Source organism: Snodgrassella sp. W6238H11 (genome assembly GCF_016100525.1).
GTDB lineage: Bacteria > Pseudomonadota > Gammaproteobacteria > Burkholderiales > Neisseriaceae > Snodgrassella > Snodgrassella alvi.
In genome coordinates this window covers 8778-33942 of record NZ_JACFSH010000002.1, presented here as the reverse complement: position 1 = coordinate 33942, position 25165 = coordinate 8778, and the positions used below count along the sequence as shown (strand labels likewise).

At 42.0% G+C, this 25165-nt stretch carries 19 protein-coding genes and 2 tRNA genes; 9 read left to right on the top strand and 12 right to left on the bottom strand.

Annotated features, from left to right (window positions below):
- Window positions 1–39: 39 nt before the first annotated feature.
- The 5 genes from acpP to tpiA all read right to left on the bottom strand — a co-directional run bounded on the left by acpP (window position 40) and on the right by tpiA (window position 4026).
- On the bottom strand, window positions 40–279 hold the full coding sequence (gene acpP, locus H3V00_RS03590) for an acyl carrier protein (protein ID WP_025331393.1): 240 nt from the start codon (window positions 277–279) through the stop codon (window positions 40–42).
- A 248-nt stretch (window positions 280–527) separates the two neighbouring features.
- On the bottom strand, window positions 528–2552 hold the full coding sequence (locus H3V00_RS03585; protein ID WP_198207120.1) for a prolyl oligopeptidase family serine peptidase: 2025 nt from the start codon (window positions 2550–2552) through the stop codon (window positions 528–530).
- Between the two features lie 236 nt (window positions 2553–2788).
- A tRNA-Leu gene (locus H3V00_RS03580) sits at window positions 2789–2874 on the bottom strand.
- A 19-nt stretch (window positions 2875–2893) separates the two neighbouring features.
- The gene (secG, locus tag H3V00_RS03575; protein ID WP_025331458.1) at window positions 2894–3256 is read right to left on the bottom strand and encodes a preprotein translocase subunit SecG; all 363 of its coding nucleotides are present in this window, start codon (window positions 3254–3256) and stop codon (window positions 2894–2896) included.
- A gap of 14 nt (window positions 3257–3270) precedes the next feature.
- The gene (tpiA, locus tag H3V00_RS03570; RefSeq protein WP_198207122.1) at window positions 3271–4026 is read right to left on the bottom strand and encodes a triose-phosphate isomerase; all 756 of its coding nucleotides are present in this window, start codon (window positions 4024–4026) and stop codon (window positions 3271–3273) included.
- A 402-nt stretch (window positions 4027–4428) separates the two neighbouring features.
- Between tpiA and H3V00_RS03565 the strand changes: the two genes are divergently transcribed.
- The 4 genes from H3V00_RS03565 to H3V00_RS03550 all read left to right on the top strand — a co-directional run bounded on the left by H3V00_RS03565 (window position 4429) and on the right by H3V00_RS03550 (window position 7418).
- Entirely contained in the window at window positions 4429–4641 is a 213-nt protein-coding gene (locus tag H3V00_RS03565; RefSeq protein ID WP_198207124.1) for a hypothetical protein, read from the top strand.
- Between the two features lie 439 nt (window positions 4642–5080).
- Entirely contained in the window at window positions 5081–5737 is a 657-nt protein-coding gene (locus tag H3V00_RS03560; protein ID WP_084565294.1) for a protein-L-isoaspartate O-methyltransferase, read from the top strand.
- A gap of 335 nt (window positions 5738–6072) precedes the next feature.
- The gene (locus H3V00_RS03555) at window positions 6073–6300 is read left to right on the top strand and encodes a ChaB family protein (RefSeq protein WP_025331461.1); all 228 of its coding nucleotides are present in this window, start codon (window positions 6073–6075) and stop codon (window positions 6298–6300) included.
- A gap of 794 nt (window positions 6301–7094) precedes the next feature.
- Window positions 7095–7418, top strand: a complete 324-nt coding sequence (locus H3V00_RS03550; RefSeq protein WP_025331462.1) for a rhodanese-like domain-containing protein — start codon at window positions 7095–7097, stop codon at window positions 7416–7418.
- A 95-nt stretch (window positions 7419–7513) separates the two neighbouring features.
- Here the strand turns inward: H3V00_RS03550 and H3V00_RS03545 are convergent, their stop codons facing one another.
- Window positions 7514–8407 (bottom strand): DMT family transporter, encoded by an 894-nt coding sequence (locus H3V00_RS03545; RefSeq protein WP_198207126.1) that lies wholly within the window; start codon window positions 8405–8407, stop codon window positions 7514–7516.
- Between the two features lie 313 nt (window positions 8408–8720).
- Window positions 8721–8796, bottom strand: a tRNA-Arg gene (locus H3V00_RS03540).
- A 306-nt stretch (window positions 8797–9102) separates the two neighbouring features.
- Between H3V00_RS03540 and H3V00_RS03535 the strand changes: the two genes are divergently transcribed.
- The 4 genes from H3V00_RS03535 to ubiG all read left to right on the top strand — a co-directional run bounded on the left by H3V00_RS03535 (window position 9103) and on the right by ubiG (window position 14428).
- Window positions 9103–10173, top strand: a complete 1071-nt coding sequence (locus H3V00_RS03535; protein ID WP_198207128.1) for a metallophosphoesterase — start codon at window positions 9103–9105, stop codon at window positions 10171–10173.
- A 310-nt stretch (window positions 10174–10483) separates the two neighbouring features.
- Window positions 10484–11896 carry an amino acid permease gene (locus H3V00_RS03530; protein WP_363119075.1) on the top strand — a complete coding sequence of 471 codons (1413 nt, stop codon included), beginning with the start codon at window positions 10484–10486 and terminating at the stop codon, window positions 11894–11896.
- 154 nt (window positions 11897–12050) lie between these two features.
- Window positions 12051–13673 (top strand): glycosyltransferase family 39 protein, encoded by a 1623-nt coding sequence (locus tag H3V00_RS03525; RefSeq protein WP_232335934.1) that lies wholly within the window; start codon window positions 12051–12053, stop codon window positions 13671–13673.
- Between the two features lie 5 nt (window positions 13674–13678).
- Entirely contained in the window at window positions 13679–14428 is a 750-nt protein-coding gene (ubiG, locus tag H3V00_RS03520) for a bifunctional 2-polyprenyl-6-hydroxyphenol methylase/3-demethylubiquinol 3-O-methyltransferase UbiG (protein ID WP_198207130.1), read from the top strand.
- A gap of 75 nt (window positions 14429–14503) precedes the next feature.
- Here ubiG and H3V00_RS03515 read toward each other — a convergent pair whose 3' ends face one another.
- The 3 genes from H3V00_RS03515 to H3V00_RS03505 are packed head-to-tail and all read right to left on the bottom strand — an operon-like array spanning window position 14504 to window position 16878.
- Window positions 14504–14941, bottom strand: a complete 438-nt coding sequence (locus H3V00_RS03515) for an SCP2 domain-containing protein (RefSeq protein WP_100126584.1) — start codon at window positions 14939–14941, stop codon at window positions 14504–14506.
- Window positions 14928–15851: a U32 family peptidase gene (locus H3V00_RS03510; RefSeq protein WP_084563501.1), complete on the bottom strand. Its 924-nt coding sequence runs from the start codon at window positions 15849–15851 to the stop codon at window positions 14928–14930. The genes H3V00_RS03515 and H3V00_RS03510 overlap by 14 nt, the downstream gene beginning before the upstream one ends.
- A gap of 16 nt (window positions 15852–15867) precedes the next feature.
- Window positions 15868–16878 (bottom strand): peptidase U32 family protein, encoded by a 1011-nt coding sequence (locus H3V00_RS03505; protein WP_198207132.1) that lies wholly within the window; start codon window positions 16876–16878, stop codon window positions 15868–15870.
- 339 nt (window positions 16879–17217) lie between these two features.
- On the opposite strand from H3V00_RS03505, the gene H3V00_RS03500 reads away from it, so the two are divergent.
- Complete coding sequence (locus tag H3V00_RS03500) at window positions 17218–17730, top strand: ClbS/DfsB family four-helix bundle protein (protein ID WP_084551719.1); 513 nt, start codon at window positions 17218–17220, stop codon at window positions 17728–17730.
- A gap of 1128 nt (window positions 17731–18858) precedes the next feature.
- On the opposite strand, the gene H3V00_RS03495 is transcribed toward H3V00_RS03500, so the two are convergent.
- Together H3V00_RS03495 and H3V00_RS03490 are read right to left on the bottom strand one after the other, a co-directional pair.
- Window positions 18859–19035 (bottom strand): hypothetical protein, encoded by a 177-nt coding sequence (locus H3V00_RS03495; protein WP_158500020.1) that lies wholly within the window; start codon window positions 19033–19035, stop codon window positions 18859–18861.
- Window positions 19036–19053: 18 nt separating this feature from the next.
- Window positions 19054–25165 (bottom strand): hemagglutinin repeat-containing protein (locus tag H3V00_RS03490; protein WP_198207134.1); only part of this gene is annotated, 6112 nt, incomplete at its 5' end.

Genomic DNA, 25165 nt, shown 5'->3' with positions numbered 1-25165 from the left:
TCGACAGAGGAATTTGAATTTGACCAACACTACACGGAATTAATTCAAGTGAGCGCCAACAAAGTCGATAGCTTGTTGTACGGTAGTAATTTTTTCAGCTTCTTCGTCCGGAATTTCGCAACCAAAAGCTTCTTCCAGAGCCATTACCAATTCAACGGTGTCCAGTGAGTCAGCACCCAGATCTTCCTGGAAAGAAGATTCATTTTTTACTTCAGCTTCACTCACGCCTAATTGTTCTGCAACAATCTTTTTCACACGTTGTTCGATATTATTATCCATTGACTGATCTTTCTTTTCTTTGCCCGGCAGTAAGTGCGGACAGGGTTAATTGAATAAATCAACTTTTTTAGTTGTTGATATTATTGTACCTAATAAAAATAGAGTTTTCCATTTAAATTGTTTTTTGCCGTCTTTTCCGTGGTTTTCAGTGATTTTCACCGCACTTTTACTTATCACCCAAGTGCAAATTTAACAGCAAGCGGCAGCCATATTAGCACAGCCTGATTTTTTGCGACAAGCAATATGATTTATATTGAATCATTATTAACAATAGTTTTATATAAAAAATTCATAATCAGAGCCAGCTCCGCTGCTGTATTTTCCTGTGTTCCGCCACCGGCATGCCCGCCAGTATCAGGTGCTGCCAGCCATACCCTCTGCTTCAGCTGCCGCAGACGCGCATAGAATTTCAGTGCATGTGCCGGATGCACACGATCATCGTGCCGGTTAGTAGTAATCAATGCCGGCGGATAGTGTTGCAAATCACCCAAATTATGATAAGGAGAAAGCAGCTTTAATGCCGGTCTTTCCAGAGAATTTTCAGGATTTCCGTATTCATCAATCCACGAAGAACCTGCTGAAAGATAAGGGTAACGCAACATATCTGTCAGTGGCACTTCGCACACCATTGCCCCCATACTCTGCGGCTCACGGCAGAAAGCAGATGCTACCACCAGACCGCCGTTACTGCCGCCCTGTATCGCTGTATGTGCCGCCACAGCTCGATGATGTTTATATAAATCATGCAGCACAGCCAGCAAATCACCAACACTGATATGTTTATTAATCCCTTGAGCAGCCTGATGCCATAATGGTCCGAATTCACCTCCGCCACGGACATTTGCCAGCACAAAAGCATAGCCTCTGGCCAGCCAGTGCCTACCAATACTGCCCAGATAATACGGCAGTTGCGGCATAGAGAAACCACCATACACATAAACAATTGTTGGCGTATCCTCACCGATTTGTTTACCAACATGAAAATAAGGAATAAATGTGCCATCAGCTGCAACTGCATTAAATTGCCGTACCTGCATTCCTTGCGGATTAAATTGCCGTGGCTGGCGGCGCATAACACACAACTCACCCAGATGTATATCCAGCGTATATAAAGTCAGAGGCTCAAGAAAATTACTGATAGCCAGATACACCACATCACCGCCCCACGGCTGATCAGTAATTTCCAGTGCACCTTCCGGCAAATTCGGCAAAGTAATTTCCTGCCAGCGGCTATCTGCAAAATGCCATGCCAGCAAGCGGCTATGCACATTATCCAGTATGGACACCAGCACAAACCGTCGTGTAGTTTCAATATTTTCAATAGCCTGAGTTTCAGTTGGTAAAAAAATCAGCTCAGCCGCACCAAGCTCACCTTTATTCAACTTCACTGCCACCAGACTGCCTGCCGGATAGGATTTATTTGCCCGCTGCCAGTCACTGCGTAACTGCACCAGCAATTGCCCGTACAGATAACCCATCAATTCACAATCATCCGGCAATCCCAGCGGTTTAACACTAAAATCAGCCAGTACCTGATAATACTGTTTGTGATAAAACCCTTCTGCTGCTTCAAGTAAATCAATCGGTGCGCCCTGACTATCCAGATAACGCCAGGCATTAACCATCATGCCTTCTGCGGCCATTTCCAGTATCGGCAGTGCTTCTGCAAAAGATTGTCCGCGGCGCATCAGCCACACTTGTCTGGGATAACCCGCCTGCGTTAACTGCCGCTCATCCCAGGCCGGACATACCCATACGCTTTCAGTATCACGCCAGCTAATAATGCTTTTACTGAGCGGAAAATGAAAACCGCCTTCGACAACTTTACGCTCAGCCAGATTAAATTCAATTGTATAAGCAGCATCAGATCCGCCCGCACTCAGACTGATTAATACATGCTCCGGTGCCTGCACATAATGAGCCACTCCCTGTAAGTACACATCATCGTTAAGCAGAGAATCAAAATCAGCTACTGAAAACAAAATTTCCCATTCAGGCAAGCCTGCACGATAACTGGCCGCAGAACATACCCTGTACACACCCTTCGGAAATTCCGCTGACTGATAAAAATGATACATACGTGCACGGTGTTCCTGACAAAAAGGAATTTGCTGCTCATCCTGCAACATAGTCACAATATCATCACGCACCGCTGTATATTCATCACTCGATGCAAACTCAGCCTGAGCAGCTGCATCTGCCTTGTGAATAAAAGTCTGAGTTAGTTCACTATCCAGGTCTTCAAAATGCACAAAAGGATCAGCATCTGTCATCTTTATTTTTCCAATAATTTATATCTTTTAATCCATATAACACTTCTGATATAGCAGACTGTTTATCTGGCCAGACGAATCAGACGGTATACAGATATAAATATAAACAAATAGGGCAGCCCAGACAGGCTGCCCTATTATTTTAGCAAAATCAACAATATAATTTCATTATGCTTTTTACTAGCAACACACATTCGTATATACGATGTACAAAATATAAATTGTTAATTTTTATATGGTGCCGACAACGAGACTCGAACTCGTACGACCTGAGGTCACCACCCCCTCAAGATGGCGTGTCTACCAATTTCACCATGTCGGCAATTAACTGTAAAAACTGTTTATTCCGGTATCAGCGGTTTTTGTGCCGGTTTTGCCGGTACGGCTGGCGCACTGGCAGGTGTGGCTGCCGGTACTACTACCTGTTGCTTCGGTTTCACATTACTAAAATCCAGCCCGCTGTGCCGGTGTGTGGAAATATAGCCTAAAGCTAAACAGGTAACAAAGAATACAGTAGCAGCAATTGCTGTGCTGCGACTGAGGAAATTTGCATTGCCGGCTGCACCAAAAACACCCTGAGCACTACCGGAACCAAATGCTGCGCCCGCATCAGCACCTTTGCCCTGCTGCATCAGCACCAGCACAATAACACTCAGCGCCGCGAAAATATTCACGATTAAAATAAGGGTTTTAAATGCTTCCATGATATCAACTTTTATCAAGCAGGCGCATATGCAGCCTGAATAATAGCGGCAAAACTGTCAGCCTGCAATGAGGCACCGCCAACCAAAGCACCGTCAACATGTGACACAGCCAGAATTTCAGCCGCGTTGCCCGCATTGACACTACCGCCATAAAGGACGCGGATTTTAACATCTTTACCACATAAAGACAAGATTTGCCGGTAAATTAACTCATGCATGGCGGCAATCTGTTCTGTAACCGGAACTTTCCCCGTCCCTATAGCCCATACCGGCTCATATGCCACCGCTATTTCACTCAGATCTGCCTCTGCCAGCAAAGACAACTGTGCAGCTACTACCTGCTCTTCCTGTCCGGCTTCCCGTTCGGCAAGTGTTTCGCCTACACACAAAATAGGCAGCAATCCTGCTGCAATACTGTTCTGCATCTTTTCCAGCAGAATAGTATTATCTTCCTGAAAATACTGTCTGCGCTCAGAGTGTCCGACCAGCACAAACTGTGCTCCGACATCAGCCAGCATCTGTGCACTTACTTCACCGGTAAAAGCACCATTAACAGCAAACCGGCTGACATCTTCCGCGCCTACAGCCAGTGCTGTATTGGCAGCAAATTCTTTGATACCGGCAAGATAAACATTCGGGGCGGCAATACCACAATATACCTGTGCCGCAGCCACGTTTACAGGTTGAAGTAATCCTTGCAGCAGCGTGCGGTTAGCTGCATTACTGCCATTCATTTTCCAATTACCTATTACCCACTTTTGCTGCCACATATATTTTCCCTTAAGACAAATAACATGCCAAACCTGAGCGTATGGCTATGACAGAAAGCTATTATTCATGCCATAAATTAGCTTCAGCTTTAAAATGGCGGCATTGTAACGGAAAATTACCATTTGTGCCTTGTCATTACTCAGAATTAAGCACATGTTTAACTGCAACTATATACATTTAACCCAAGGTAAATATTGTCACAACTTCATCAAAATAATACTGTTGACCAGATTTATTCTTTTTGGGATCATACTTTACATTCGTTCATTATTTAAAAGCTTTAGGCGAGATAAAAATGAGTTTAAAGGGAGGATCGGTAAATTAAAAAGTACTGGTAACGAAATTAGAAACTCAATGGCAGATATTATTGAAAAAACAAAAGAAGATAGGAGAAGTTAAATATGGCATTTTATGAAAATCAATCGGATATGTTCAAAAAACGGGCTGAAAATAATAAAAAGCAAGGTGACCAATATTATGCAATGGCCATGAAGGCCAAAGATGAAGGTAACTCAAAAGAGTATGGAAAATACTTCGTACAGTCTCAAACGCAATACAAAATGCAAAAAGAGAACGAGCTCAAAGCAAAAGAGCATGCCGGTAAGAGTTGGTAAGCATTCATACTCTCAACATTTCATCTCTATTTATATTGTAAATACATTTTCACTTAAGGCTGATTAAATCTATTAAAGATATTTTCGGCCTTATATCTTTAATAGAAAGAAAATAATAGAAAACAGCCATAAGGAAATCTACTTATCTGCCCCAAAAAACAGATTAAAACAAATTAAAAACAATTATCTTATATCGTATTGAATAAATAGCCGTATGATTTTTTTCCATGCCAGAAAAAGCATCAGACATGATTCTGTCTGACTACCTGTAATCTGAACAGCAGAATTGATTCACCAATACCCTACTGCCGCACCGTAAATAGTTTTATAATTCACTTAAACTATATTCGTATACAATAGCCTAATAACAGAGCATATTGCTTTCTAAACCTACTTACTATTCCACCCGCCCGGCGGGTATCAGCATTTCGGAGCAGACATGGATTTCAATACCGCCCGCTATAACATGGTTGAGCAGCAAATCCGTCCTTGGGACGTATTAGATTTTGATTTACTGGATGTCCTGTCCGACATTCCGCGTGAACGTTTTGTTCTGCCTCAGCAGCAGGAAGTAGCCTATACAGATCAGTCACTTGGGCTGGCTAACGGTGGCAAAATGCTTGAACCCAAAGTCGTAGCCAGAATGATTCAGGCACTGAAACTTAATCTGACGGACACTGTAGTAGAAATCGGCACAGGTTCCGGCTATGCTACAGCCATACTGGCAAAAATGGCCGGTAAAGTAATCAGTGTTGATATTGATGCTGAACAACAACAGCGCGCCCAGTTAATACTTAGTGATATGGACTATACTAATATCAGCTATAAAACCTGTGATGGCTTGGCGGACAAACTCCCCGGCGCACCATTCAGTGCCATTTATGTTGGCGGTTCATTACCAAAACTACCTGATTTATTACTGGATCAGCTGGCAGAGGATGGTCGCATGGTTGCTATTATCGGTGAAGCGCCGGTAATGCGTGCTATTTTATTTGAACGCCAGAATAATCAGCTTAGAGAAACTGTATTATTTGAAACTGTAGCACCGGCTCTACATAGCTTAGAAATACCTGCACCAAGTCAGTTTAAATTCTGAACAAACTTTAATTCAAAATAAGCAGCGCAATTTATCATTTTGAAAATTGTGCTGCTATCAGAAAATTCTTTTTTAAGACAATATACACTTAACAGGTTATCAATAATCATCCGCAAACTTTAATGAATATCAGTATTTAACAGATAAATTTATTTTTTATCTTTTTGCCTGATACTACTTTGAATAGCAATCTCGGCAACCATAAGCCGGTATATTGAAAAACGGCAACACTTTGTTTTAAAAACTGTAAAATAAAAAAGATATTCCAAAATTTCGAATACTTATTTCATTGCTCTGGTAATATTTAAAATAATTTTATCTTCAGGAGCAGAATCATGCCTTATCAAACCCGCGCAGATTTACCGGCAGCAGTAAAACAGGCATTACCTGAACATGCACAGGATATTTTCAAAGAAGCTTTTAATCACGCAATTCAGGAATATCAGGATCCGAAAAAACGCCGCGATAACAGCGATGCCGAAACCATTGCATATAAAGTTGCGTGGGCGGCAGTAGAAAAAACTTACCATAAAGGTAAAGATGGCAAGTGGCAGCCCAAATAATCTTTGTGATTGCCTTAATACCACCAGCAATAATCTGCAAGAGTAAACGACAAAAAAGCAGCACAAACCTGCATTTAAGGCAATCAATTTGTTGATTCTATTTTAATTACACTGTCGGGATGCAAGTGTAAGTCTCTTTTCCAAAGCATAGTGTGTATCTCAAATGATAATTATGAGAACACATTGCGTTTACCATCCTGCCCGCCAGACTTTTACCTGCTAGATAAAGCACTAGTCAATATTACATTTCATGTATCAAACCAAAACCTACTTAGGTTTTATCCTCTTTCAGTTATCGTCTGATTACTATCAACCATCACTAGAACAAAGTATAGTGATTATATATATGCCATTTAACAAAACATTGTCGTAATTAGCACGGTATAGGCATTACTTTCCTCTAAAACCACATACTGAGACAGTGAATTTCTTATTAGAAATAGGACATACTAAAAAGTCAGACAGAATAAACTGAAAAGAGATAAAACCATGATGGAGTTTCAAGATGGTTTGTCAGAAACTTTTAAATGAAGATTTTTTATCACCATTTTAGCAAGAGCTTTAAATTATGAATGCTGACTCAGTTTAAGACAAAAAACAAACGGAAGATTTTTGATTAAGCAATATAATCGTAATAATCTAAAAGCTTAAATTACTCTTACTATAGTAAGAGAATATATTAAGATAGATAACTTATCCAATTTTATGGTTGAATACGTACGAATAGAATCTGAGAAATAAATCAGTTTCTATAATTTGAACCATAAATGACATTACATACATCAGTTTATAATATGAGTATCCAAACATTGAACGCTGTTCAATTACAGCAATGGCAACAGCAAAATCAGGATTTTGTCTTACTCGACGTTCGGGAAGATAATGAAGTTCAGTATGCAGCCATACCCGGCTCTATACATATTCCGATGAATATGATTCCGTTACGCCAGAATGAATTACCGGATGATAAACCCATCGTCTTATATTGCCACCTTGGTATGCGCAGCATGCAGGTAGCTTTATATCTGCAGGAAGCCGGCTTTGAAAATCTCTATAATCTCAACGGCGGTATCAATGCATGGTCACATGAAGTAGATGCAAGTGTACCAACCTATTAATTATCAGCATTGACAATTTAAATTGAAAAGCTCCTTAATTCACGGAGCTTTTTTTGGCACAGTAAAATTCTAATTATTATCAGAATACATAGTAATTACTGCTTTTTACTTCTCTTACCCTGTGACAATACCACACCACTTAGTGTCAGCAATGCACCCACAGCAGCAATTAAGTTAAATGGTTCTTTCAAAATAATTACTGCACTGATTATTGTAATAACAGGTACTAAATAAATATAAATACTGATTTTAACAGCCCCGACTAACTTAACTGCATAATTCCATGAAACAAAGCAGATTGCAGAAGCACCTACTCCTAGAAACAGGATATTAAGCATATTAACCGGCTTGTAAAAACGTACCAGTCCCCATTCAAAATTAAATAAATACAATGCAGGCAACATCAGAATCAAGCCATAAAAAAAGAAGCGTCTGGTCAGTAAAATAATATTGCAATCAAAACTGCTGCTTTTTTTAGTTAAAATCGAATAGCCAGCCCAGAACAGACAGGCTACAACTGCCAGAAAATCACCGAGCGGATTCAGAGAAAGAACAAACGTACCATTAAAACTAATTAAGACCACACCAAAAACTGCCAGCAGACAGCCAATATAAAAACGCAGAGAAGGTGTTTCTGCTTTTAAAAAGAACATCGCTAAAATGGCGGTAAATACCGGAGCCAGACTGGCGATTACCCCCACGTTAGAAGCTGTTGTATAAGTTAATGCAATATTCTCACATAAAAAATAGCAGGTGACTCCACAAAAACCGGCAGCCATAAACAAAAGCTCTTTCCTGATGCCCTGCCAGCTCAAAAAATGAGGAGCAAGAATCCACAGAGTAAAGTAACCCAGCATAAATCGGAAAAATAGAATTTCTATAGGTTTGAATTCAGCCAGTAAAACCTTGGTGGAAATATAGGTTGTCCCCCAGATAAATATCGTAAACAACGCAATCAAATGCCCCTGGGCTTTTTTTGACACTAGCATGAAAAATCTCTCTATTTATACAAATCAAATACCATCAGAATTTTTTATCCAAAACAGTTTGAACTTTTATTGATATTAAATTAAATAATTAATAAATTTTTTCCAGTAAGGCAAATGGTTCAGAATGTATTACTCAATGTCTTTGTAACAATATGATAGATAATTATGAATACATTATGATAGCAACAATTATAATTTGATGATTAAAGAATGTAACAGGTTATTTAAAATCAAATATCTTTATCAACAAAAATAATTGATACACATAAAATTTAAGGGCTTTTAGTAAAACTAAAAGCCCTTAAAAAAATTCTGGTGCACCCAACAGGGATCGAACCTGTGACCTCCGGCTTCGGAAACCGACACTCTTCCAACTGAGCTATGGATGCTGATAAATATTAAGAGTGGCAGATTTTAGCCCAAATCAGACAGTTTGGCAAAAGCAATCTATACCCATATAACATAAAAATTATTCTCCGCCTATTTCTAAAAAGCAACCATATGAAATTAAATATTTTATTCATATTTTTATTCATACTGGTAATAATCACATAAAATGAGAGATTAATTGCAGTAAATTTGGCATACGTAAAATTTTTGTGCTATGTTTAATAACTTTGGTGCATTAAATTTTGTTTTATAACAAAGAAATATCCCTACAGACAGCTGTCAGGTCTGTTTAACAGGCCACATATATGTATTCTGATTCATGTTCATTTATCCGTCCTCTTCCTGCCAGTACTGCACTGGATGTTATTGGTGATGTGCATGGCGAGTGGGAAGCTTTACAGCAATTATTGCACTTTCTCGGTTATGATGAGAACGGACAGCATAAACATGGCAGAAAACTGGTATTTGTCGGCGACTTATGTGATCGCGGACCGGATAGTCCGGCTGTACTCGACTGGGTAATTAAAGCAGTCGCAGCTGAAAATGCATTTACCATTATTGGCAATCATGAACTGAATTTATTGATTGATGATCCTAAAGACGGTTCGGGCTGGTATTTTGACAACCGTCCGCAGGACGAAACACGTTTTGCACCATGGCAGCATTATCCGAAAGACAAGCGCAGGCAACTACAGGAAACCATGGCACAATGGCCATTGATTCTGCAACGCGACGATTTACGCATTGTACATGCCGCATGGCTACCGGAAAGCATTGATAAACTGATTCATTGTGGTGAAAAATCTCTGATTAAACAGTATCACTACTGGGAGAACCGTTTTTTTGATGATTTTCGTCAGACTGAATGGTACGAATCTTATATACAGGAAACACAGCAGCTAAAAACAGAACTGGAAGATGAAAACTACACCATGCCATTTCAGCCCGGTGTTGCTCATTATGATTTATTACGTAGCTGCCATAATCCCATACGTGCACTGACCAGCGGTATTCAGGCTTTAACTCAGCAACCATTTTATATAAACGGCCGCTGGCGATTTACAATAAGAAAACCGTGGTGGCAGCAATATACTGATCCGGTGGCGGTAATTATTGGGCATTACTGGCGCAGCTGGTATGGCACAGCAGGCGTGGCTGAACATCGCAAAGATCTGTTTCCGGAACCACCAACTCACTGGCTGGGTAAGCAGCAACAGGTATTCTGTGTGGATTTTTCCATAGGTGCCCGCTGGCGTGAGCGCAAAAATGCCATCTTACCGGCAGACAGCCGGATGCATCTGGCCGCATTGCGCTGGCCGGAAAATCTCATCATGTTAAATAGTGGTAAATACTGCCCTGCTAAACGCAATCGCTGAATAATCCTGCCAGTCAACAATACATTTGTTATAATGAACGTTTTTACAGCAAAACAGTATATGCAAAAAGGATAATAACTCCGGCAAATGCTGTTTATACATTAATCTGCAATCCACTTTGGTATAGCACACTGGACATTGTTTCAGATGGTGCCGTTGCATCATTATGCCGGTATCAGAGTAATGAATGTATGCCGGATACTGCCATACATTCATGTATACCAGAGATTATTTACTCAATACCAGAATGACAGACGCCAACTCCTCTTCCAATCAAGTTAAACGCCATCTGAAAACCCGCCATCTATCAATGATTGCCATTGGCGGCAGTATTGGTACGGGATTATTCATGGCCAGCGGCAGTGCCATTCACGATGCCGGGCCGGGAGGAGCACTGCTCGCCTATATGGCTATTGGGGTTATGGTGTATTTCCTGATGACCTCGCTCGGGGAAATGGCAACTTATCTGCCTACCTCCGGTTCCTTCTCTACCTATGCCGCCCGTTTTGTGGATCCGTCACTGGGATTTGCACTGGGCTGGAACTACTGGTTTAACTGGGTGATTACCGTTGCAGCCGACATTTCCATAGCTTCACTGGTCATTACCTACTGGGAACCATTGCGCTTTATGCCGGCATGGAGCTGGAGCCTACTGTTTTTTGCTCTCGTGTTTCTGCTGAATATTTTATCTGTACGAGCCTACGGCGAATCAGAATACTGGTTTGCTCTGATTAAAGTAGTTACGGTAATTGTGTTTCTGGGCGTGGGTGTACTGACTATTTTCGGTATTCTTGGCGGCCAGTATATAGGCTTAAGTAATTTCACTATCGGCGATGCACCGATTCTCGGACATGGCTGGTCGGGCGGATTTTTTACCGTACTCGGTGTATTTCTGATTGCCGGTTTCTCATTTCAGGGAACAGAACTTATCGGTATTACTGCCGGTGAGTCAGAAAACCCGCAGGAAAGTATTCCCAAAGCAATCAAACAGGTTTTCTGGCGCATTCTGATTTTTTATATTCTGGCCATGCTGGTAATTGGTCTGCTTATTCCTTATAACAGCGATGCTCTGCTTGGTGCAGATGTGGATCAGGTTGCAAAATCGCCCTTTACACTGGTATTTGAGCGTGCCGGTCTGGCTTTTGCCGCAGCCATAATGAACACTGTGATTCTGACTTCTATTCTTTCTGCTGGCAATTCCGGTCTTTATGCATCTACCCGTATGTTGTATGCAATGGGTAAAGACGGCATGGCTCACCGCACCTTTGCTGAAGTAAACCGTCGCGGTGTACCTGTGCTGGCACTGCTGGCAACAGCAATTGTCGTACTGGCTATTTTCCTGCTGGAAAGTGTCGATGAAGGTGCATACGAATACATTGTTGCGGCATCCGGTCTTACCGGTTTTATTGCCTGGCTGGGTATTGCCATCAGTCACTATCGTTTCCGGCGTGCTTTTGTGCGGCAGGGTAATGATGTGAATTCTCTGGTTTATCGTGCCAAATGGTTCCCGTTCGGTCCCATTTTGGCGCTTTTACTGTGTATTCTGGTGATAATCGGACAGGACAGCCAGTTACTATTGCATGGTGATTTTAAATGGCAGCGCTTTGCCATCACCTATATGGGGCTGCCGGTATTCGCAGCATTCTATCTGTATCACAAGTTACGCTACCATACTCGTAAAGTACCTCTCGACCAGGTGAATCTCAGCAAACATATCGATTAAAACCGGTATTTACATTAATCATACAGACTACAGGCAGCCACAACTGGCTGCCTGCTGCATTTTCAGCTAACATTAAGCCCGTTGATTTATCATTTATTGCAGTCAGAATCTCATGCTTACCTATACCCCCGCAAAATCCGGCAGTTCACCTCACATGAACAAAAAACGTTCATGGCTGCTGCTGTTACTGGTATTTGTGTGGCTGTGGCCGGGTGTACTGCATCATGATTTATGGACACCGGGTGAACCTTATCTGTTTACTACCGTCAGTCAGTGGCAAACTTCAAACTGGGCAGTTCCGACTATTTTTGGTGACATAAACTGGGAAGCTTCTCCCTTATATACATGGCTGGCTGCCTTATGTCAGCATTTATTCAGCCCGAAACGGATGGATGTCTATGAAGCCACCCGTCTTACCAATGTTATCCTCATAGTACTCACGTTTTCCTGTATTGGCGGTTCTGCGCGCGAATTTCTCGGGCGAGGCTACGGCCGGATTGCGGTACTGATTTTATTAGGATGTACTGGTCTGCTGATACCGGCACACTTTATTAACGACAGCATGATTCTCTGTCTTGGTGCATCCATGTGCTGGTATGGTTTTGCGCTGGCGGAACGGCGTATTATGATGGCCAGCATGATGCTTGGCGGCGGTCTGGCAGTTCTGTCTTTAACCGGCAGTTTACTCTGGCCGCTATTGCTGATTCTGATTGCATTCAGCCTGCTGCTGCATTCGAAATGGCAAAGCCGGCGCTACCATCTGGTATTACTCATCTCCCTGCTCTGTGCTTTACCGCTGATGCTGATCTGGCCACTGGCCTTACATCAGACTGCTGCCAATATATTCAATTTGTGGTGGCAATACCATGCCCTCGCACCATTCGGCGGTTTCCGCCATTTTGAGGCACATTTCTCACTTGGGTATTACCTGAAAAATCTTATCTGGTTTGCTTTCCCTGCATGGCCATTAGCCATCTGGACAGCCACACGCTGCAAACTGAACAATCTGCGCTGGGGTATTCTCGGTATTATCTGGCTGAGCCTGTCTCTGCTTGTATTTGCTCTGCTGCCACAGCAATATCAGGATTTATTAGTATTTCTCCTGCCACCGCTGGCTGTATTAGGAGCAGCACAGCTGGATGCCCTGCGTCGCAACGCCATAGCATTTCTCAACTGGTTCGGCATTATGGCTTTCGGCTTTCTGGCTGTATTTCTCTGGCTGGGCTTTATTGCCATGAATTACGGCTGGCCGGCCAAACTGGCCGAACGGGCAGTTTATTTCAGCCCGTACTACCGCTACGATGTAAACTACTTTCCGGTAATTGTTGCCTGCGTACTGACACCATTATGGCTGTGGGCCATTACCCGCCAGCATATCCGCGGCAGACAGGCAGTCACTAACTGGGCTGCCGGCGTATTACTGGTGTGGTCACTGCTGCTTACTCTGTTCTTACCATGGCTGGATGCAGCCAAATCCGCCCGGCCGGTTGTCCAACAAATGCAAAACAGTCTGAGCGAAGAACAACAACAGGCTTTTATTAATATGCATGACTGCATCAGCGTTAACCAGAATAGCTTTAGCATGCGTATTGCATGGCAGCAATATAGCTGGATTCCTCTGCTGCCGGATAATCCGCACTGTAACTATCGTCTAATCAGCAGAGACTCCAAAACCACTCCGCCGCCTGAATGGCATGAAATCTGGTCTGGCGCCCGTCCGCGCGAAAAAAACAACATCATCGCCTTGTGGGTTAAATCCACTGCAACAAAGGAATAACAATTATGAATACTCCAGTAGAGCAACAAACCAGTCTGCCGGCCGCACCCGCCAACGTCGATGCCGGCGAAATCGACAAATTCAGCCAGCTGGCACATAAGTGGTGGGATAAAGAGAGCGAGTTTAAACCTCTGCATGACATTAATCCCTTGCGGCTCAGTTTTATTGATAGTTATGCCCGCCTGGCCGGTAAAGATGTACTGGATGTAGGCTGCGGCGGCGGAATTCTGAGCGAAGCCATGGCAAAAGCCGGTGCCAGTAGCGTTACTGGTATCGATTTAGCCAAAAAATCCCTGAAAATCGCCCAGTTACATGCTATGCAGGAACATGTCGGCAACGTAAGCTACCGTATGGTCAGTGTAGAAGACTTAGCTGCAGAAATGCCGGCCGGCTTCGGAGCAGTTACCTGTATGGAGATGCTGGAACATGTACCCGATCCGGGCAGTGTAGTGCATGCCTGCGCACAATTAGTTGAACCTGGCGGCGTAGTTTGTTTTTCCACTATCAACCGCAATATCAAATCATATATGCAAGCCATCATTGCAGCAGAATACATCTTGCAACTGATGCCGCACGGCACCCATGATCACCGCAAATTCATCACGCCGGCAGAACTGGCACGCCTGTGTCGTCAGGCTGGTCTGGAATGGCTGGGTAGCAGTGGCTTTACCTACAACCCGTTAACCAGACGCTATCACCTTACCGACAGTCTGGATGTCAATTACATGATTGCCTGCCGCCGTCCTTTAGATTAATAACAGCCTGTTTAAAAAGCCGGTATCATAACCAGATACCGGCTGCTGTAACAGTTCCTGAATCACCGCCTGTAGCTACTGCCCTACCAGTGACTTCATAACAGGAACAGTCGACCAGTCAATACTGTCGAGCAGATTTTTTACCACCAATCCCAGCTCTGTATCACCCTCGATTTTCAGCCGGCGATTGAAAAACAGCGTATCCGGATCTTCCTGGCGCAACAGCATCTTCATAAAATCGGCGGTATTGGCACTCAGACACAAATCCACCACATCAGCGGTACCAGCAGCCATAAAACGCTCGTTACTGGCACTGAAACATAAATCCAGCCCCAAATCTGATACCACAATCCGGAAATGACGTCCGGCCAGCAAAGACATATCAGCTAGTAATATCTCTCTTCTGAGTAACTGATTTAAGGTATTAACCAATACCCATGCCGGTGGTTTTGCCGGCAGTACTGAAATTATCTTTTTCAAAAATACCGGCATTACTTTATCAGGCACCTGCATGTATCATCCCTTCGCATTGATTAATTCCGGCTTTACCATGCCAGTAACCATCCACCAGTACATCACCTGCATGCATTTTAAGCTCAGATAAAGCAGAAGTTGCCTTTTTTGCTCCGTCCAGAACCTGCTGATGCAATTCAATCACTTCCGCCATATACTCTTTTTGCGGAGAAATTCTTAAATACTTCACACCAATAGCCATCAGCTGCTGATAACTGGCGAGTAAAGAGTGATAGCCGGCAGACATTGTCTGAATCCCGTTAATAGTCAGAAAAGCCTGTTTTTCGCGTGTATTCAGCAGCAGACCATCAGCATGTTCCAGACATTTGAATTCACAACTGTCTTTTTTCAGATTGTAATGCCGTGCGGTAAAACAGCGCGAAGAATAAGCCAATGGCAATTTTCCCCAGCCAAATACCTCACAGGTCATATCCGGCACTGCCGCAATCATCTTGGCCAGCCGGTCTGCGCCCAGCTCAACCGGAGCAATCCAGCGATATGCCCCCAGCGACTGCATCAATGCCAGCGTCTGCTCGTTATAAATATTTAGTGCCTGCCCCGCAACAAAAGGAATTCCCTTTGCATGCAGCAGCCTCACCGCAGCAAGATCATTAGCCTCTACCTGAAAATCAGCTTGTTCTGTCAGTTTACGCAGCCGCTTTAAATCAGATTCACTCTCCAGCAGCACCTGTGATGATAAAATCACCTCATGCCCGCTGGTAGCCACATCATGAGCCAAATCAATCCAGTCGGCTACTTTCAGCTCCTGCCGGCGGGAACATACCGTTTCACCCATATAAACCGTTTTTAGTGGCTGCTCAGCCATCTGCCGGTAAAAATCCACAATCTGCTGCTTATGCCAGAAAAACAGAATCGGCCCTAACGATAAAGCCAGTTTACCCTGTTGCATCATCTACATTCCCTTATCATTTCCACGGCCGGTTATAAGCACCCAGCGTTACCTGCTGGCCTTCTGAGACTTTGGCCAGTGCCTGCTGCCACAACGGATTAACACTAAACTGTTCCGGACTTTGTATTGCCATATCCAGAGCCTGCCGTAATACCTTAGTGACCTGAGCTGTATAGGCCGGACTGCGCTGCCTGCCTTCCACCTTAATCGCCGCCACACCGATTTCCAGCAATTGCGGCAAAATTTCTATAACATTCAGGCTGGTTGGTTCTTCCAGTGCATAATACGTTTCCTGATTTACCTGAAACCGCCCTTTGCATAAAGTCGGATAACCGGCCGGCTCATCCACACCATACCGGTCAATCAGAATATTATTCAGCCGTGCATCCATTCCGTTGTTATGCTGCTCCCAGCGAACATATTTTGCCGGTGAACACACACCGAAAGTATTAGGCGACTCCCCCGTTACATAACTTGAAAGCAGACAGCGTCCCTCTACCATCACACACAAACTGCCAAACCCAAACACCTCAATTTCCACAGAAGTATGTTTAATTACCTGTTCCACCTGAGATAAAGTCAGCACCCGCGGCAATACCACTCGTTTAATACCAAACAGCTCCTGAGCCAGATTAATCGCCTCATAATTCGTAGCCGACCCCTGTACCGACATATGCAATGCCAGCTGAGGATGTGTTTTTCGCGCGTAAGCCAGCATCCCCAGATCAGCCAGAATAACCGCATCCACGCCCAGCTCAGCCGCTGTATCCACAGCCTGCTGCCATTTCAGTACATCGCCGGCCTGTGCATAAGTATTAATTGCCATCAGCACCTTACGCCCGTACTGATGTGCATAAGCAATTCCCTCAGCGGCTGACTTATAGTCAAAATTCAGACCGGCAAAATTGCGTGCATTAGTTGCATCCTTCAGCCCCATATAAACCGTATCCGCTCCATGGTCTACTGCCATTTTCAGCGCCGGTAAATTACCTGCCGGGCACACCAGTTCAGGTATTTTCCTACTCATCTGTTTTCACCAACCCCATAAATAAAAACATCAATCAGCAGGTATCAATACCTGCACAAACGCAGGATTAAAACATCTAATACAATCGAATTTATTGACCATAAACAAGCAAAAATTAAATCAAAATATTTTTAATATTTATTTAACCAATAGATACATAAATAAATAAAAAATTTAATAAAAATAACAGTGAGCATAAGAATGATTGTCTAAATAAGCTGCCTTTTGCCGTAGTTTTATTTTCCGAATCACCATAGCACTTCCATTTATCTGCCACAAAATATGTTATGCTGTACGACAAAGTTCATATAGTTAATGTCTGAAGGTAGGGAGAACCAAATGGCAATACCTGAATCTAAACAGGAACTAATTGAAGCAATTAACAAAAACTATACACTACTGACCAAAAAGCTGGCTGCTGTACCTGAACAGAAAGCCTATCTGCCTCTGATGGAAGGCCATGCTAAAGGTACAATGATGAGTGCTGCACAGCTTGTGTCTTATTTAATTGGCTGGGGAGAACTGGTACTGTCATGGCATAAACAGGAACAGTCAGGGCAGAAAATTGCCTTTCCGGAAGCAGGATATAAATGGAATCAACTGGGATTACTGGCACAGAAATTTTATCGTGATTATCAGGACATCACCGACTTCAAACAGCTACTCTCTCTTCTGGAGACCAACAAAAAGAATCTGATTTCACTTATTGATAGCTTTAGTAATGAAGAGCTGTATGGCTCACCCTGGCATGAAAAATACACACGCGGACGCATGATTCAGTTTAATACCTCCTCCCCTTATAAAAATGCCACAGGACGATTGAATAAATTGTTGAAACAAATTGCCGAATAAGCTTATTTATTTTTTAAATTTATCAAAATATTCATATAGGTTAAATTATATCATCTTAGCTTATTTTTATGATATAAGAATATTATTAGCTTTAATGTCAATATTCTTATTTTATTTACGCAAAACAGTTATTATTTTAATAGAGTTTCTTTTAATTTCCTCAGTCATTTAACTTTTATTCTTAGCTATTTTTAATAATGATCAAAATATTATCCTGTAAAACTACCATGAATTATAAATTTCAACTATTTTCTGAATAAATAATTAAATTAAATTCAGGACTGATATATCAGACTATCAATACTTACATTATTAATTTTTACCTTTTGTTTTGAACTAAAATTTCAATTGTTGCTGTTGCATTACAAAGTAAGTTGCATATGTAGGTATTCCGCGTTTTTCATACACAGAACAAACATGTTGTTCATCATTTAAATTGTTTTATTACTGCTCTCTCTGCATATTCACTATTCTGCAAGTTTATTACACGGCAATCGCTCAGACATACGCCGATACCGACAAATATAAGTAAACAGATTTTAGCGATTCATTTCTGCATAAGTTGCTTTTCTTCAAATGCAAAATAGCGTTTGCCATTGATTTCATGAATCAGTATCTGCATGGTTCTGATTATTTTTTGCGTTATCCGGCCGGAGATAACTTCTAAAGCCGAATTATTAACAGCAACATACAAATTACCGTAGGCTGATTACAGATTTTATTCTGCTACATTTCTAAAGACGGTTCTTAGTCACGGTAAATATCTGGATTAGAAGCTACTACTGTATTGCCATATATAGTTTTGTGGTAATCCGAGATCCGAATCACTTTACTATAATTACAGACCGTAGCTGCTACTCCTGTACCGAGGGCTTTCTGTAACAAACTGCATGCATTATCTTTTTGCTAAATTTCTAGCATACTTTTTTTAATCCTTCAGCATTCTAAAATTCATTATGGTTATGCGAGGCATCATTACTGTCTTTTTTCTCAGCCTCGCATCTGTTCATTGATATCCTTTCAATAATCATGCTCAGTTAGTTTATCGGAAATGTTTTTTAATTACAAAATCCGGATAGCCTTTCCTTATTTGTACAATTTTTCAGAATTTTTTTACATATCAGCAAATTATAAACCATGCTGACGTGGTGTAACTCGATTTTCTGTCATATCACGATACAGAATTTTTAAATCCAGATTATCGCTCCTTAAATCTCTTACACCACAGATCACATCAGATTCCTGTTGTTGTACATTGGTATGACCAATAGCATCTATCTTCTGATAGCCCCGGAAACATAACAAATCTTTTAAATTTCATTGTTATTTTCCTAATTTGTATAATAACTGAAACATATCTGAATTCAGAAAATCAGCCAAAGCAGCCGGTGCTGAGGCGGGTATTGCTACATATGTTGTCGTATCTGATGCTATATTCTGAAACGGATTACGGTTGCGTGAAGTGTTTCCGTCATCCCCATACCAGCCCCATATCTGTCCGCCAAGATAATCATGTGTTCCGGCAAAGGATTCTATCAAATCATCAGAGAAATCACCCTTATTATACGGAATCGTCAGCCCGGGCAGATACCAGCCACCTTGCACCGGCTGGAAGCCGCCGGTAAGACCAAACATACCACCCACCTCTGTTGTATCCTTCATTAGATCAGCAAACGTCGGATACTTAGAATCTCCTTTAAATATATAATTACCATGTTCATCTTTTTTCAGATTGTTCATATCATCTGTTTCACAACGTCCATTATCGCTGCCACAGATAATATCTAAATGCAATCGTACCCCACCAAGCTTAACACCATCAAAATATCCACTATCATAGGAAACATTATTCATTACTTCTCCAGTTTCCTTGTTAATTACTATTCCAGGCGATTTTCTGGAATTGGCCAGACTTTCTTCACGTAACTTAGTGGCTGCCAGCTGTAAAGTACCCTGAGTAATGGCAGCAGTTGGATCAGCGGCCAGTATATTGACTACTGTTTCCAGTAAACGCCGCTGATATTGCAGTTTATAAATCTCTTTATACAGTTCTGTTTTATTTTCTTCTGATGTTTCTTCTTTGATTTTTTTCCTCAGCTCTGCCTGTCTGGAATCGATATAAGAGTTAATTAATCCAAGGCTGTTCTGACGGAATTCTTTAGTAACTTCTACCTGAATATTTAATTCATTAAGCACTTTTTCCTTGTCAAAGTTGTTGGCCAAATAGCCAGCCTTACCAGCATAATCTTCGCTGCTGGTGTCAGTATGAATAGCTGCTATGGCTTCTGCTACGGTTTTACCATTTTTCTGCTGCTGCGCTGTTTCATCTGTAATGATGATATTGCTGGTATTGATACCACTATGAGTAGTACTACTGTCGTGATCACTATCATGACCAAGTCCAAGTGAGGTGTTATTACTGTCAGACCACTTCTTATCGGAATTAGTGTTATTGTTATTACTATCTTTATTATTGGTATTATCTTTTTTGTCTGACTGACTTCGCTCTGGTTTAGATGCACTTATACTGCCACTGACATCAATACCAATGCTGCTACCACTGTAATCGCTGTGATTTTTGATGTCACTGCTGGTAAGACTGCCGGTAATCAGGCTGTTTTTACCTGCTGCTTCTGCGGAACTGGCAGAAGTTATGATGGCCCCTTTCAGATCTGTATTGCCTTTGACTTTAATCTGATAGCCGTCATCTCCAGCTATTATACCGCTTTGTTCAGTGACACTGGCATAATCGGCCTTGATTTTGCTCTTGCTATAGCTGGCCGATCCCGATGCACCGTAGCCTACAGTAACCTGCCCGCTGATATTCTGCTGTTTACTGTCATATTTGGCTTTGTCCTGCAGACTGGCTATGTTCAGCTCGGCTGCATCTATACTTACGCCTTTTCCGATTACCTGTGCACCTATGATGTTGGTAGCACCGCCACTACTGAGACTGGTACTCCCGCTGCTGCTGCCGACATGGCTGTTACGGTAGCTGGTTTCGTCTCCGTTACCATGGCCTTTACCCAGATTGCCCCCGGCTGTAACACCCAGAGATGCACCACCAGAGCCATAGCTGATAGCCACCCCAGCATTCCAGCCGCTGGATTTATTACTGCTGCGTTCGCTGTGGCTTTGTTCTGCTGCAAGCAGGTTAATTTCGTTATCTGCTTGTAAGTGTGTGCCTCTGCTGCCTGCCACATCTGATCCGATGATGTTGATATTAGAGTCTTTGCCTGCGCCCGTTGCCAGTAAATTGACTGTTCCACCAGCATTAATGCGGCTAGCAGAGGCTACAGTATCTTTCGTGTGACTCTCCATACGAAGCTTCTGCTGACCAACTGTTATACCGACATTAGCATTCATAGCATTTTGGGGATTATTGGCAATATCCGCAACAGCACTACCTGCTTTATATGTGTCCATACCGGCATTAAAGGCAGCCATAGCATTGATACGATCATTTTTGCTTTTATTTGTACGCTCAATTGCAGTTCCGGCTTTTTGAATAGCACCAACTACAGGTATGTTTACACCTACTGTAATACCACTTTGCTTCATAGTATGCACATAATCGGTGCTGTACTGATCCTGAGCTGCCTGCACATTTATTTGTTTAGCTACAACAGCAACATTACCTCCAGGGGAAGAAACTGTACTGCCACTTTGCGTATAACGATTACCGGCAACAATAATCGTATCACCTTTCAGACTGCCAACATTGCTGCCGCTATGAATAAGGGAATTTCCGGCAATGTCATCGGTTTGTTTCTGACTGCCAATAGAGAAACCAAACCCGCCACTACCCATCAGACCGGATTTTTTTCTGGCATGATATTCCTGTACCTGATACTGATTCTCAGCTGCCTCGATATTAATATCACGACCGGCATGTAATAAAGTCTGATTATCTGCAATAACATTGCTGCCGCGGATATTAATATCCTGTTCACTACCAATACGGATATTGCTACCGGTAATATTACTGCTTACTGCTTCATCATTATGTTTCTGATATTTATCTATACTTTTTTTAGTGGAAAAAGTTCCTCTTGTTTTATTGTAATGAGCCTCATCCAGATCTGTTTTTGCTCTGCCCTCGGTAATATTAACCCCTTTATTACCATAAATATTAATATCACCATTAGTACTGTTAATATCACTCTGCCGGATATTAACAGTATTGCCAGAAAATAATGTAACATCACCTCCGGCAATAACTTGAGTTCCTCTTTCATCTTTATGATCCAGTGCCAGATGGTTCCTGGCACTGAGTTCACCATAACCGGTGTGACTTGCAGTCTGAACCGTACCCAGATTGACACTTCCGTTGCTGCTGGCCAGCTGAGTCAGACCGTTGGTTGCTGTATTCACAATATTGGCACCATGAAAATTCAGATCCTCTACACTATTAACTGCCAGAATCCCATTTTTATTGCCTGTTACATACAGTCCTGCCACCCGATCAATCACGGTACCGCCATTGCGCTCATCACCGTGAGTTGCCGTGGTAGTGTTAACATTTATATGTTTTGCCTGCAGACCAAGAAAATTCTGTGCCTGAACGGTACCGCCATTAATATCAATATTGTCAGTTGCATTAAGCAGCACATTTTGCCCGCTGATCAGACCACTATTACTAAGATTATGTGCACCCAGATCTACAATTCTGCGACCGGCCACTGTACCCTGATTATTAATATCCTTATTAGTATGCAGACTGATATTATTAGCACTGATTAATGCACCGGCAGTATTTAAATCTCCGTCACGCACCATCAGATATACCTGCGGGACCAGTACAGTTTGCTGACTTCCATCAGGCATAGTAACAGTCTGACTTACCATCCAGACAATATCACTGGTCAGGCGTGCTACCTGATCGGCACTCAGAGCGATTCCCGGTACCAGTCCCATGGTTTTCGCCATGCTTACACCAGCATCCATTAATGCCTTATATTCATCTTCATCACTGTCATATCCTGCAAGGCGGCGATAACCGGTTAACTGATCTATTTGTTCATTAATCAGTCTTTGTTCGTAATAACCATCCCCTAAGCGCTTCTGTATTTTTTCCGGATCCTGACCCAGCGCTTCTAACATATAGTTGCTACTAAGCCATTTATTTTTATTGGTAAATGCCGGATCGGTTTCAACCAGATAACCTTTATTATCCGGATCAATATGATACAAACTATTATTAGGTAATTTATTATTCAGACTGGTAAGTGTTTTAATACTGGGAACCTTTGCACTATCAGTCTTATTATCATCTACAGGCTGATTATTAGCTGACATATTGTAATCGTTACTGCCTGTCTTATCAGCATTGACATTATCTTTAACTGAATTATTGCTCGTAACATTGACTGTATCTGTATGCTTACTATTGGAACTGCCAATAGATGAACTACCCGTATATACACTTCCTGCATTCTCTATGTTACCGGTATTATTGTTTACCCCAATAATGGTATTGTCTGTAGAATCAACTTTCATATGTTGCTGGATAATGCTAACAGGTTGTTCAAGATCAATAGTCGTGATTGTGGTCTCGTTTATCTGACCTCTTACTTTACGCTTATATTCAGTACGCCTGTTCGGCCAGCTACCACTTTTACTTTTTTTATATCCGCCTAATGTACCGGTATCAACCACACGCTGCTGACCTTTACTTTCAATATTATCCAACTGTAAAGAATCTGCACCAATCAGACTACCGCCTACCAGAATCCGGCTGTTATTATTTTCCCAATGGCTGCCGCTTATATTTAAATTACCGCCAATAATAATTTCACCCGGTCTGCTTTCACTGACACGCTGTTTATAAGTTTTGCGGTTAAAATCCCACCATGTGATACCAGTTTTTTCCTCTCTGGCCATAGGACGACCATCATTAAAATAAAATTCAGAATGTTCATTTTTCTTCTTTCTTTCATTGTAATGCCCGTCCACTCCCTCTGTCCATTTCTCTGTCTGACCGGGGAATAAATACTGTTGAATATGCTGCTCAGGATTTGCCAGATACTCTTCAAGAGTAAAATGATTATTCAGATTACGTAATTCATTTACAGCAATATTTCCATTACCTTTTGCCTCAATACGCGCACTGCTGTTTATCAGACTATCGGCCATTCCGGTAGCATGATATTGTTTGTCCAGCTTTCCGCCAATAGCAAGATCACCTTCACTGAGTAAATAGCCCTGCTCCTTATTGACTATATCTCTGGCACCTATATCCAGCTGCTGGCGTGCAGCAATAATTGCTGCCTTAGTTTCATTACCTGTTATTTCTTCTCGATTTAACAGACTGCCGGTACCTATCGCCACATGGTCTCCGTAAATGCGTCCGGTACCAACGTTATCTACAAGGTTTCCAGCCTGAATCAGAGTCAGACCATTACTGTTTATCAGACCTCGGTTAATTACACTGTCCTGCACATTTAATTCTGTATGCTTATTACTCTGAATAGTACCGGCTGCCTGATTATCTATCCGGCTGGCATCAATAATAACACTATCACCGATAACATTATGATTATTAATTATTTTACCATTACTATGCAATTTCAGACCAGCATTAGCACTTATATTCCCGTTAATATTAAAATCATCTGTTAAATCTATAGATGCATCATGACCGGCAGCTATACCAGCATCGTCAGTACTGGCATAATCCAGTTTTTTGGCCTGTAAATTTAAATCATTTCCAGCAAGAATTTTACCGTTATTGGTATTATCAATTTCCAAAGTATTATGCAGCTGATCATGAATATTTACATTGTCTGCGCTACTGATTTGTCCATACTGATTAAGCAGTTTCTGATTGATTTGTGCATTTAGCTGCTTATTGGCACGGATGTTACCAGCAGTGTTATCAATACTGTCTGCTGTCAGATCGATACTGTCTGCATCTATACTGCCATTATTGCTGTTATCCAGTGTTGATGCATGAATAACTACCCCTTTACCGGCCTGAATCTTACCATTTGCGCTGTTATTCAATACCAGATTGCTCAGCCCATCAGCATTCAGCAGTAACTCTTCATTACTTGCAATATTTCCTCCCGTATTATCCAGCTTTTCGTCAATCTGCGCCTTTAACTGTTTACCAGACTGAATAATACCCCCTGCCGTATTTTCTGCACGTGCTGCTTTCAGATTCAGATTCTCACTACTTATTATCCCTTTATTATTATTTTTAATACTTTCTGTATTCAGATAGGCATCTTTACCGGCTATGATTTTTCCGCCTTCACTGTTATCAACAGCCAGATGACTTTCGCCTTCACTATTGAGCAACACATCTCCGCCACTGCCGAATTCTCCGCCCTGATTATTCAGGCTGCTGCCAATCTGTGCCTTTAACTGGCGGTTTGTCCGGATAGCTCCGGCAGCATTATTTACACTATCCGCTGTCAGATCAATACTGTCT